The 12,519-nt window shown below is 64.6% G+C and carries 8 protein-coding genes; 5 read left to right on the top strand and 3 right to left on the bottom strand.

Features of this window, described 5'->3' with window-relative positions:
- Nucleotides 1-84: 84 nt before the first annotated feature.
- The 4 genes from WNB94_RS10485 to WNB94_RS10470 all read left to right on the top strand — a co-directional run bounded on the left by WNB94_RS10485 (nt 85) and on the right by WNB94_RS10470 (nt 6,868).
- Nucleotides 85-327, top strand: a complete 243-nt coding sequence (locus WNB94_RS10485; RefSeq protein WP_341390337.1) for an HP1242/YdcH family protein — start codon at nt 85-87, stop codon at nt 325-327.
- A gap of 118 nt (nt 328-445) precedes the next feature.
- Entirely contained in the window at nt 446-3,250 is a 2,805-nt protein-coding gene (metH, locus tag WNB94_RS10480) for a methionine synthase (protein ID WP_341390335.1), read from the top strand.
- A 181-nt stretch (nt 3,251-3,431) separates the two neighbouring features.
- A complete protein-coding gene (locus WNB94_RS10475; protein WP_341390334.1) occupies nt 3,432-5,249 on the top strand; it encodes a DUF1800 domain-containing protein in 1,818 nt (605 codons plus the stop codon).
- An 8-nt stretch (nt 5,250-5,257) separates the two neighbouring features.
- Nucleotides 5,258-6,868 (top strand): DUF1501 domain-containing protein, encoded by a 1,611-nt coding sequence (locus WNB94_RS10470; RefSeq protein ID WP_341390333.1) that lies wholly within the window; start codon nt 5,258-5,260, stop codon nt 6,866-6,868.
- On the opposite strand, the gene uvrA is transcribed toward WNB94_RS10470, so the two are convergent.
- Both uvrA and WNB94_RS10460 read right to left on the bottom strand, forming a co-directional pair.
- Nucleotides 6,869-9,757 (bottom strand): excinuclease ABC subunit UvrA, encoded by a 2,889-nt coding sequence (gene uvrA / locus WNB94_RS10465; RefSeq protein ID WP_341390332.1) that lies wholly within the window; start codon nt 9,755-9,757, stop codon nt 6,869-6,871.
- Between the two features lie 87 nt (nt 9,758-9,844).
- Nucleotides 9,845-10,834 carry an alpha/beta hydrolase gene (locus WNB94_RS10460; protein ID WP_341390331.1) on the bottom strand — a complete coding sequence of 330 codons (990 nt, stop codon included), beginning with the start codon at nt 10,832-10,834 and terminating at the stop codon, nt 9,845-9,847.
- 155 nt (nt 10,835-10,989) lie between these two features.
- Here WNB94_RS10460 and WNB94_RS10455 point away from each other — a divergent pair, with 155 nt between their 5' ends.
- Nucleotides 10,990-11,595, top strand: a complete 606-nt coding sequence (locus WNB94_RS10455; RefSeq protein ID WP_341390330.1) for a TetR/AcrR family transcriptional regulator — start codon at nt 10,990-10,992, stop codon at nt 11,593-11,595.
- A gap of 20 nt (nt 11,596-11,615) precedes the next feature.
- Here the strand turns inward: WNB94_RS10455 and WNB94_RS10450 are convergent, their stop codons facing one another.
- Nucleotides 11,616-12,509: a fumarylacetoacetate hydrolase family protein gene (locus tag WNB94_RS10450; protein WP_341390329.1), complete on the bottom strand. Its 894-nt coding sequence runs from the start codon at nt 12,507-12,509 to the stop codon at nt 11,616-11,618.
- Nucleotides 12,510-12,519: the final 10 nt, after the last annotated feature.

The raw sequence follows: 12,519 nt of genomic DNA, 5'->3' as shown, positions 1-12,519 counted from the left end.
GCGGGCTTGATCTGTCGCAAGGACACCGCCTGGCGTTCGACCCAAGATGAGGGTGTCGATTCACAGAGACCCCATGAGGAGCCCATGCAAGCACATCACCCGCTGGTCAAAGATTTTCCTGAGTTCCGTGATCAGATCCATGAACTGAAGGTGACGAGTTCCCACTTCGTCAAACTGGAGCGCGAGTACGAGGACATCGACAAAGAAGTCGTGCGACTGGAAAGCGGTATCGAGCACGCCTCATCGGCCGATCTGGAACAGAAAAAACTGCGTCGCGTGGCCCTGAAGGACGAGTTGTACGCCATGCTGAAGGCCTCAGCCGCCTGACGCACACCGAGCAAGGCATTGCAGCGCACGCCCTGATCAGGGCACAGCGTCTGCGCCTCGGGGCCCCGCGCCACAAGCGCCGGGCCCTTCCTCATTGGGGGGCACTTAAAATGGCGGGATGACGTCCCCTGCCCCCACTTCGCCCGTCGACACGACCACCGCCCCCCACGTTCCGCCCATGCGCCTGTCCGGCCTGGAGCCGGTGTTGATCGGTCAGGGCACGCTGTTCGTCAACGTGGGCGAGCGCACCAACGTGACCGGCTCGAAGGCGTTCGCGCGCATGATCCTCGAAGGACGCTTCGAGGATGCCCTGTCGGTGGCCCGACAGCAGGTCGAAAACGGCGCCCAGGTCATCGACATCAACATGGACGAGGCCATGCTCGACAGCAAGGCCGCCATGGTGCGTTTCCTGAACCTGATCGCCGGGGAGCCGGAGATCGCCCGCGTGCCCATCATGATCGACTCCTCCAAGTGGGAGGTGATCGAGGCCGGGCTGAAGTGCATCCAGGGCAAGGGCATCGTCAACTCGATCTCGCTGAAAGAAGGCGTGGACGAGTTCAAGCGCCAGGCCACGCTGATCAAGCGCTATGGCGCCGCGACCGTGGTGATGGCGTTTGACGAGGTGGGCCAGGCCGACACCTACCAGCGCAAGATCGAGATCTGCGAGCGGGCCTACCGCATGCTGGTGGATGAGGTGGGCTTCCCACCCGAAGACATCATCTTCGACCCGAACATCTTTGCCATTGCCACGGGCATCGAAGAGCACGACAACTACGCCGTCGATTTCATCAACGCCACCCGCTGGATCAAGCAGAACCTGCCGGGCGCCAAGGTGTCGGGCGGCGTGTCGAACGTGTCGTTCAGCTTCCGCGGCAACGAGCCGGTGCGCGAGGCGATCCACACGGTGTTCCTTTACCACGCCATCCAGGCGGGCATGGACATGGGCATCGTCAACGCCGGCATGGTGGGGGTGTACGACGACCTTGAGCCCCAGTTGCGCGAGCTGGTGGAAGACATTGTGCTCAACCGCCAGCCGGTGTTCAAGGACGGTGAAGACACCTCGCTGACACCCACCGAGCGGCTGCTGGCGATCGCCGAGCAGGTCAAGGGCGCCGCCAAGGACGATACGGCCAAGCTGGCCTGGCGCGGCACCGCTGAGGCCCCCGCGCCAGTGGAACAACGCTTGAGCCACGCGCTGGTGCATGGCATCACCGAGTTCATCACGGTGGACACCGAAGAGTGTTACCAACAGATCAAGGCCAAGGGCGGACGCCCCCTGCACGTGATCGAAGGCCCGCTGATGGCCGGCATGAACACGGTGGGCGACCTGTTTGGCGCGGGCAAGATGTTCCTGCCGCAGGTGGTCAAAAGCGCCCGCGTGATGAAGCAGGCCGTGGCCCACCTGGTGCCCTACATCGAAGAAGAAAAGCGTCAGTTGGAACTGGCCGGCGGCGATGTGAAGGCCAAGGGCAAGATCGTGATCGCCACCGTGAAGGGCGATGTGCACGACATCGGCAAGAACATCGTGACCGTGGTCTTGCAGTGCAACAACTTCGAGGTGGTCAACATGGGCGTGATGGTGCCCTGCAAGGACATCCTCGACAAGGCCAAGGAGGTGGGCGCCGACATCATTGGCCTCTCAGGCCTGATCACGCCTTCACTGGAAGAGATGCAGTATGTGGCCGCCGAGATGGAGCGTGACCCGTACTTCCGTGAGCGCAAGACGCCGCTGCTGATCGGCGGCGCCACCTGCTCGCGCGTGCACACGGCCGTGAAGATCGCGCCCAACTACAGCGGCCCGGTGGTCTATGTGCCCGATGCCTCGCGCGCCGTGGGCGTGTGCTCGGACCTGCTCAGCGATGAGCGCCAGGCAGACTACATCGCCGAGCTCAACGCCGATTACGAGAAGGTGCGCCTGCTGCACGCCAACAAGAAGGCCACGCCCATGGTGTCGTTGGCCGAGGCACGCGCCAACAAGGCCATCGTCGACTTTGAAACCCATGCGCCCGATGCGCCCAAGTTCATCGGCCGGCGCGTGTTCAAGAACTACGACCTGGGCGAGCTGGCGGCCTACATCGACTGGGCGCCCTTCTTCCAGACCTGGGACCTGCACGGCGCCTTCCCTGCGATCCTGGACGACGCGGTCGTGGGCGACGAGGCCAGGAAGGTCTACGCTGACGCGCAGGCCATGCTCAAGAAGATCGTCGAAGGCCGCTGGTTGGTGGCCAACGGCGTGATCGGCCTGTACCCCGCCAATACGGTGGACGACGACGCCATCGCGCTGTATGCCGATGAGTCGCGCACCACCGAGCTGATGCGCTGGCACCCCCTGCGCATGCAGACGGAGCGCCCGGTGGTGGACGGCGTGAAACGCCCCAACCGCTCGCTGGCTGACTTTGTGGCCCCCAAAGACTCCAAGGCCGATTACGTGGGCATGTTTGCCGTGACGGCCGGCCTGAACATCGAGAAGAAGGAAGCCGAGTTCATGGCCCACCATGACGACTACTCGGCCATCATGCTCAAGGCCCTGGCCGACCGACTGGCCGAGGCCTTCGCCGAGCGCATGCACGAGCGCGTGCGCAAGGAGTTCTGGGGCTACGCCGAGGCCGAGTCACTGGACAACGCCCAGCTCATCAAGGAGCAGTACCGCGGCATCCGCCCGGCCCCGGGCTACCCGGCCTGCCCCGACCACACCGTCAAGCGCGACATGTTCAAAGTGCTGGACGCCCACGAGATCCACATGCACCTGACCGAGAGCCTGGCGATGATGCCGGCGGCCAGCGTGAGTGGCTTCTACCTGGCGCACCCCCAGGCGGCCTACTTCAATGTGGGCAAGATCGGGGGTGATCAGGTCGAAGACTGGGCCCGTCGCACCGGCCTGAGCGTGGACGAAGCCGAGCGTGCGCTGGCGCCCTTGCTGTGAGCACGGAGCGCAAGAGATCACTGCGGCCCCAGGGAAGCCCTGAGTGCCTGCGTGATGAAATGACGCTTTGCGGCAGCGATTCGCCCCTTTGTTTCGTTTGATTACAACTGTGGTGGACTGGCATCACATGGCTGCAGAGCAGGCGTGGCAACCTTCAGCCGCCAGAGAGAAAAGTGTCGCCATGAGCCTTCCATCCACCCGTCAAGATGCCATGCGTCGCCGGCCCCATCGCCGGGCGGCCGCCGCCGTGCTGTGCGCGGCGCTGATGTTGTTGTCTGCATGCGGTGGCGGAGACGAAGCGCCGCCCACCGGGGGCGACAGCCTGCTCGATCGCTCCTCGGCACTGGTCGTGCCCCAAGACCGCACACAGGCGCATCGGTTTCTGGTTCAGGCGACGTTCGGCCCCACCGCACCCGACATCGAACGACTGACCCGCCTGGGCTACGACGACTGGATCGACGAACAACTGGCCATGCAGCCCAGCAGCACTTACTACGCGCTGGTCAAACGAGAGTTGGCTCGTCGGAACACCCAAGACCCCTATTGGCTGGACTTCCAGCATGGCTGGTGGACCCTGGCCGTGCGCGACGGCGCCCAACTGCGTCATCGTGTGGCGTTCGCGCTGTCCGAGATCTTCGTCGTGTCTGGTCTGTCGGTTGACGCGCGCCTGCTCGCCACGTACATGGACATGCTGACGGCCAAAGGCACCGGCAGCTACCGGGAACTGCTGGAGTCGGTGGCCCTGCACCCCGCCATGGGCACCTACCTGTCGCACCTGTACAACCGCAAGGAAGACCCCACCAATGGTCGGGTGCCTGACGAGAACTTTGCCCGTGAGGTGATGCAACTGTTCTCGATCGGCCTGCACCTGATCAATGACAGTGGGCAGGCCATCGACCTGGACGGTCGCGTGCTGGCCGATGGCGAACGTCACATCGAAACCTACACGGCGGCCGACGTCTCGGGCCTGGCCAAGGTCTTCACCGGACTGGGTTGGTACCGCAGCAACAGCCAGATGGGCTTGCCATGGTGGCGGTGCTTCTGGCGCGCGGCCGACTGCTCGACGGAAGAACAGTACTGGCGCCCCATGAGCTTCTACGACAACGAGCACTCGGTGTCGGTGAAACGTTTTCTGGGGGTGGAGGTGCCCGCACAGGACACACCAGCGCCTGCCACCAGCCTGCGCATCGCGCTCGACCGTCTGGCCAGCCACCCCAACACCGCCCCATTCATCAGCAAGCAGTTGATCCAGCGGCTCGTGACCAGCAACCCCAGCCCGAATTACGTGCGCGACGTCACCCAGGTGTTTCGCGACACCGATGGCAACCTGGGGGCCGTGGTCAAGGCGATCTTGCTGCACCCCGAGGCACTGCAACCTGACACCAGCGTCGCGGACCTGAGCGCCTACGGCAAGGTGCGCGAGCCCATCCTGCGACTCACGCATGTGTTGCGCGCACTGCCGCACAACAGCGTGAATTTCAACGCCACCACAGGACCGACGCAAATCGGGTACTACCTGGCTGGAACCACCGATGACGCAGCCTCCAGCCTGGGGCAAGCCCCCCTGCAGTCGCCATCGGTGTTCAACTTTTTCCGCCCGGGCTACACGCCCCCCCAATCGGTCACGGCCAGCAAGGGGCTGGTGGCGCCAGAACTGCAGATCACCAGCGAAACCTCGGTGCTGGGCTATGCCAATTTCATGGCCTCGATCCTGAAAGACGGCTGGGGCCAATGGCACAACGCCCCCGTGAGCCGACTCGATGTGCAGTTTGATCACTCGGGCTTTGTGTCGCTGGCCAACCGGCCCGAGGCCCTGCTCAACGAACTGGGGCAGCGCCTGCTGGGCCAGTCTTTGCCAGATGAGCGACAGCAGCAGGCCATCACGGCGCTGGAGTCCATCGGAAACAGCGACTCGCTCACCAATGAGCAACGGCTCGCCAGGGTACGGGCAGCGGCGCTGCTGATCACCCTGTCGCCCGAGTTCATCATTCAGCGTTGAGGCCCCTCATGAGCACCACCTCACGTCGCCAATTCCTGCGCCATCTGGCCGCTGTCTCGTCGATGGGCGCGGCCGCACCGCTGGGCCTGAACTTGAGCCTCATGACGCGGGCGGCAGCCCAGTCATCGGGTGGCAGCGGTTACCAGGCCCTGGTGTGCATCTTCTTGTATGGCGGCAATGACGCCTTCAACACCGTGCTGGCCACCGACCCGGACTCCTGGGCGCATTACCTGAACCACCGCGACCCACGCGTTCACAACCTGAACGATGGCAGTGTGCCCATTGCCCTGCGCGAAGCCGGCGTGCCATCCGACTGGACGGCCGCGTCCAGCTCGCCAGACCGTCATGGTGGCGTGTTGCCCATCAGCCATGCAGGGCGCAGCGTGCATGCAGGGCGCACCTTTGCATTGCATCCCTGTCTGGCAGAAACCCAGGGCCTGTACCAATCTGGCCAAGTGGCCGTGGTGGCCAACGTGGGGCCCTTGCTGGCGCCCACCACCAAAGACGACTGGGCCAATCCGCTGGTGAGCAAGCCCAACAAGCTGTTCTCGCACAATGACCAGCAATCCATGTGGCAGTCGTTTGGGCCCGAAGGCACCTCGGCCGGCTGGGCTGGGCGCATGGGCGACCTGCTGATGGGGGGCAACGGCCAAGGCCAGGGTGACGACGCCTACCTGATCCGCCGATTCTTCACCTGCATGACGCCCTCCAGTGCGGCCGTCTGGCTTTCGGGCAACATGGTGCTGCCCTACCAGAGCAGCACCACCCGGGTGCTGACCTTGGGCAGCAATCAGCGCATTTACGGCAGCACCGCCCTGCAGGCGGCGGCGGCGCAGTTCTTGAGCGAGACGGGGCGCAGCGACATGCTGGCCGTTGACCACCAGCAAGTGGCACAACGCTCGTTGCGGGCCAGCGACTTGCTGGCCAGCAGCCTGCCCACCTTGGGCCAGGCACCGTGGAGCACCCCGGGCATGAGCACCCCGTCTGCCGACCCGAAACTGCAGTACCTGAGCCCGTCATCGCAAACATACCAGGCCAACCAGTTGGCCATCCAGTTGCAGATGGTGGCCAGGCTGATCGCCACCAACCAGACGGCCAACCTGGGCATGCAGCGCCAGTTCTTCATGGTCGGATTGGGCGGCTTTGACACCCACGACAACCAGATCCGCGATCACGCTGAGCGCATGGCGCAACTGGACCACGCCTTGAAGTACTTCCACGACGTGCTGGGCTCCATGCCGGGCGGCGACATGCGCAATGCCGTGACCACCTTCACCGCCTCAGACTTTGGCCGCACCTTCACCAGCAACGGCGATGGCACCGACCACGGCTGGGGATCGCATCACCTGGTCATGGGCGGCGCGGTGCGCGGGGGCGAGGTCTATGGCACCTTCCCTCAATACAGCACGGCCAATGCCCAGCGGGTGTTCGGCAGCCCCGACCAGATCGACAACGGTTCGCTGCTGCCTACCACCTCGGTGGATCAGCTGGCCTACACCCTGGGCCGGTGGATGGGGGTGTCGGCCTACGACCTCACCCAGGGTGGCAACTACGCCATCTTGCCCAACCTCACCCGCTTCAACAGCAGCGCGCACGACCTGGGGTTCATGCGCGCCTGATCAGCCGGCCAGCAAGGCCTTGAGATAGTGCCCGGTGTGGCTGCCCTCAAAAGCAGCCAGCGTCTCGGGCGTGCCCGCCATCAGCACCTGCCCACCACCTGAGCCCCCCTCAGGCCCCATGTCGATCAGCCAGTCGGCCGTTTTGATCACGTCCAGGTTGTGCTCGATGATGACGATGGTGTTGCCCGCGTCGCGCAGTTGGTGCAGCACCTTCAGCAGCAGGGCGATGTCGTGGAAGTGCAGGCCGGTGGTGGGTTCATCGAGGATGTAGAGCGTGCGCCCGGTGTCGCGCTTGGAGAGCTCCAGCGCCAGCTTCACGCGCTGGGCCTCACCGCCTGAGAGCGTGGTGGCGCTTTGCCCCAGGCGGATGTAGCCCAGGCCCACGTCCATCAGCGTTTGCAGCTTGCGCGCGATGCTGGGCACCGCGCTGAAGAAGGCCAAGGCGTCCTCCACCGTCAGGTTCAGCACCTCGTGGATGTTCTTGCCCTTGTAGAGGATGTCCAGCGTCTCGCGGTTGTAGCGCTTGCCCTGGCACACGTCGCACGGCACGTACACATCGGGCAGGAAGTGCATCTCCACCTTGATCATGCCGTCGCCCTGGCAGGCCTCGCACCGCCCACCGGCCACGTTGAAGCTGAAACGCCCAGCGCCATAGCCCCGCTCGCGCGCGGCCGGCACATCGGCGAACAGCTCGCGGATGGGTGTGAACAGGCCTGTGTAGGTGGCCGGGTTGCTGCGTGGCGTGCGCCCGATGGGTGACTGGTCGACGTTGATGACCTTGTCGAACAGCTCCAGGCCCTCGATCTCGTCGTGGGGCTCGGGCTCGGTGTGCGCCTGGTAAAGCTTCTTGGCCACGGCCGCGTACAAGGTGTCGTTGACCAGGGTGGACTTGCCCGAGCCCGACACACCGGTCACGCAGGTCAGTAAGCCCACGGGGAACTCGGCGGTCACGCCCTTAAGGTTGTGGCCAGTGGCGTTGACCACGCGCAGTCGCGGTGTCTCTGCCGTGAAGGCCCGGCGGTGCTCGGGAACCGCGATGCGCAAGACGCGAGACAGGTACTGCCCGGTCAGGCTCTCGGTTTGGGCCGCGACGTGCTCGGGCGTGCCCTGGGCCAGCACACGCCCCCCATGCACGCCCGCCCCCGGGCCCATGTCCACCACGTGGTCGGCGGCGCGGATCATGTCTTCATCGTGCTCGACCACGATCACGCTGTTGCCCAGGTCGCGCAGGTGCTGCAGCGTGCCGATCAGGCGGTCGTTGTCGCGCTGGTGCAGGCCGATGCTGGGCTCATCGAGCACGTACATCACGCCGGTCAGACCCGAGCCGATCTGCGAAGCCAGACGGATGCGCTGCGCCTCGCCGCCCGACAGGGTGTCGGCGCTGCGGTCCAGGCTGAGGTAGTTCAGGCCCACATCGTTCAGAAAGCGCAGCCGCGAGCGGATCTCGTTGACCACCTTGGTCGCGATTTCGGCCTTGGCGCCCTGCAACTGCAGGCCCTCGAAGTAGCGATGGGCCTCGGCCAGCGTGGCGTGGCCAATCTCGTAGATGGCGCGGGTGTCGCCCGTGATGGCGTCATGCAGCTTGACGTGACGGGCCTCACGGCGCAGACGGGTGCCATGGCAATCGGGGCAGGCCTTGGGCTGCTGGTAGCGGCCCAGCTCTTCACGCACGGCGGCCGAATCGGTCTCTTTGAAGCGCCGCTCGAAATTGGGAATGATGCCCTCGAAGGGATGCTGTCGTTTGACCTTGCGCTTCTTGCCCGAGGGCCCATCGGCCTCGTAAACAAACTCGATCTCTTCGGTGCCGGAGCCGTACAGGATGACCTGCTGAAGGTCCGACGGCAGCTCTTCGAAGGGCTGCTCGATGTCCACCCCGTAGTGCTTGCCCAGGCATTCGATCAGGCTGTAGGTGTAGGGGTTGCGGCGGTCCCACCCTTTGACGGCGCCACTGCCCAGGCTCAGCGACGGAAACGCCACCACCCGTTGGGGATCAAACGCGATCACGTGGCCCAGGCCGTCGCAGGTCGGGCAGGCGCCCACGGGCGAGTTGAACGAAAACAGCCGTGGCTCCAGCTCGGACAGCGAATAGCTGCACACCGGGCAGGCGAACTTGGCCGAGAACAGGTGCTCGGCGCCCGAGTCCATCTCGACGGCCAGCGCGCGGCCATCGGCCAGGCGCAGGGCGGTCTCGAAGCTCTCGGCCAGGCGTTGGGCCATGTCGGGGCGCACCTTGACGCGGTCCACCACCACGTCGATGTCGTGCTTCTCGTTCTTCACCAAGGGTTTCAAGTCGGCCACCTCGACCACCTGGCCATTGATGCGAAAGCGCACATAGCCCTGGGCCTGCATGTCGGCAAACAGCTCGGCGAACTCACCTTTGCGGTCGCGCACCACCGGCGCCAGGATCATCAGCTTGGTGTCCTCTGGCAGGGCCAGGGTGGCGTCCACCATCTGGCTGACGCTTTGCGCTTGCAGGGGCAAGGCGTGGTCCGGGCAGAACGGTGTGCCCGCACGGGCATACAGCAGGCGCAGGTAATCGTGGATCTCGGTCACCGTGCCCACGGTCGAGCGCGGGTTGTGGCTGGTGGCCTTTTGCTCGATGCTGATGGCGGGCGACAGGCCCTCGATCACATCGACCTCGGGCTTGTCCATCAACTGCAGAAACTGACGCGCGTAGGCGCTCAGGCTTTCCACATAGCGGCGCTGACCTTCGGCGTACAGGGTGTCGAACGCCAGGCTGGATTTGCCCGAGCCCGACAAGCCGGTGATGACCACCAGCTCGTTGCGGGGCAAATCGAGGTCGATGTTCTTGAGGTTGTGGGTGCGCGCCCCGCGGATGCGGATCTGGGGGCGCTCAAGAGCGGCATTCAAGGAATCAGGGCGGGACATCGGCAGCGATCAAAGGTCAACCGGACATGATACGTCCGACTGCAGGGATCGCGCCAGGGCCGACCTGCCCTCGTCGCGCCAGCCCACTCAGGGCATCAGATTTTTCTTGAAAAACACCGTTTGGCGTGCCACCACGTCTTCGAACACCGGACCACTGTAGGGCGAGAAGTGATCGGCCCCCTTGAGCTCCACGTACTCGCCGTTCTTCACGGTCTGCGCCACCTCACGCACCTTGCCGACGGGGATGAGGCCATCGTTCTCGGCCGCCACGATCAATGTGGGTGCCACGATGTCTTTGGCGCGATTGCCAGGAAACCAGAACGGCAGGCTCATGAACACCCGCGCGGCCACGCGATTGGTGGCCGGATCTTGCTGATCGGCCATCGGCACCAGCTTCTTGTAGCCTTCCTCGCATTCCGCGCAGATCAGGGCCGCAAACTCGCCATCCTTGGCGATCACCGGCACATACACCGGCTCTTCGTCGTCACTGCGCATCAGGTCACGCAGGGCATACCAGGTGGCCATGGGCTGGTACTTGATGGGGTACTTCAATCCGCTGGACAGGCCGCTGACAAACGGCACTTGCGAGCTCACCGCCTTGACCACCTGCGGGCGCTCAGCGCCGGCCACCAGCACCTGTCCGCCACTGTACGAGGTGCCCCAGATGCCCAGGCGTTGGCCGTCCACCTCGGGACGCTGGCTGATGGCATCGATGGCAGACAGCCAGTCTTTCACATGCTCTTTGCCATCCACCACGCGACGGGGTTGACCACCGCTTTGGCCAAAGCCACGGTAGTCAAAACGCACCACAGCGAAGCCGGCCTGCACGAATCGCTCGGCAAACGCCGGCAAGCCCCAGTGCTTCAGCCCCCCAAAACCGTGGGCCATGACGATGACCGGCGGCTTTTGCCCAGCAGGCGTCTGGGTGGGCAACCACATCTCGGCGCTGCAGGTGGTTTGCTGGCAAGCGAAACTGGCATCCACCACCTGGTAGGCGGGGGACTGCGCCCAGGCGCCCACCGACAGCGACAAGGCTGCGGCGGTGATGCTTGCTCGAAGGGCGTCGATGCGGTTCATGTGATTTTCTCCTCGTGGACAACGGTTGCGCACAGGCGTTGGCCCGGGCATGTTCGTGGAAATTAGGTACCATCTCGTACCACGCCGCGCACCATAAAACCGCCAAGTGGTACTGTCAAGTACCATTCACGCACTCCAGGGGTGAAGCCCTGCCCATGAACGACACCGCCGCCTCAGCCGATCACCGCAGCCGCCTGCTGGACGCCCTCACCCTGGTGCTGACCGACCGCGCCTATTCAGAGGTCACCATCGCCGACATCGTGGCGCGTGCACGGGTATCGCGGCGCACCTTCTACGAGCAGTTCGAAAACAAGGATGCGTGCCTGCTGGCCTTGTGCGAGCGCCTGAGCGAACAAATCCTGGGCCTCATCGCGGCGGGCTACGACCCCATGGCCGACTGGGTAGAGCAACTCAATCGCGTGACCGACACTTACCTGCAGGCCTTGCAAATGCAGCCGACGCTGGTGCGCACCTTGTACATCGAGTTGATGCAGTTGGGCGCCGCTGGCCTGGCGGTGCGCCGGCGGATCAGCCAGCGCTTTGCCATGTTCCTGATCATGCAGGTGGAGCTGGCGCGCCTGCGCGAGCCTGGCAAGCGCTCACTGAGCCCGGCCCTGGCCACGGCCATCGTGGGTGGGGTCAATGAGCTGATCCTTCAAGCCATCGAAGAAGACCGGGCAAGCCGGCTGAGTGACATGGCCCCGACCGTCAGCGAGTTCGTGCAGGCGGTGCTGAAATCGCTGGAGCCCAGCACCACCTGAGACCCGAGGCCTTTGAATCCTCAGGCCTCGTCCACGCACAGGGCCTCGATGGCCCCCAGGCGCTCAATCTCGATACGCACGGTGTCACCCGCGCGCAGGTATTTGGGCGGATCAAACGCCGCCCCCACGCCGCTGCAGGTGCCCGTGAAGATCAAGTCGCCCGGCTCCAGCGTCATCACCTGCGTGAGCTGCGCGATCTGCGCCCACACCTTGTGCATCATCAGGCGGGTGTTGCTGTGCTGGCGCAGCTCGCCATTCACCCAGGCGCGCATGTCCAGGGTGTGCGGGTCGCCCACCTGATCGGCCGTGGTGATCCACGGACCAAACGGCGCATGGGTGTCAAAGCTCTTGCCCAGGGTCCATTGCGAGGTGCGCTTCTGGATGTCGCGCACCGACACGTCGTTGCCCACGGCGTAACCAAACACCACCTCGTGAGCCTGCTCGGCCGGCACATGACGACAGCGCTGGCCGATCACCGCCACCATCTCGGCCTCGTAATCACTCATCTGCGAGATGCGCGGCAGCACGATGGGCGCAAACGGCGCATGGATGGCGTTGGCCAGCTTCGGAAACCAGATCTGGTGCTCGGGCACGCTGCGGCTTTCGCCCACGATGCGCTCTTGCACATGCTCCAGGTAGTTCAGGCCGATGGCCAGGGTCTTGCCCGGACGGGGAATGGGCGCGAGCAGCTCGACCGCCGCCAGCGGCAGCATGGCGGGGGCATCCGCCGAACCCACCGCAGCGGCAATGGCCTCAACACGAGGCTGGAGCACGGCCCATTGCGCGATCAGGTCGATCATGGGTTGGTGGGCCGACAGGGCATCGCCCAGCGCCGCACTCAGGTTGATCACATGATCGCCTTGCACCAGGCCCACCGCAGTGCGATCGTGGTGTCGATAAGTACACAGTTGCATATTGGCCTTT

The sequence above is a fragment of the Aquabacterium sp. A3 genome, from assembly GCF_038069945.1.
GTDB lineage: Bacteria > Pseudomonadota > Gammaproteobacteria > Burkholderiales > Burkholderiaceae_C > Aquabacterium.
This window is presented reverse-complemented; position numbering and strand designations above follow the sequence as displayed.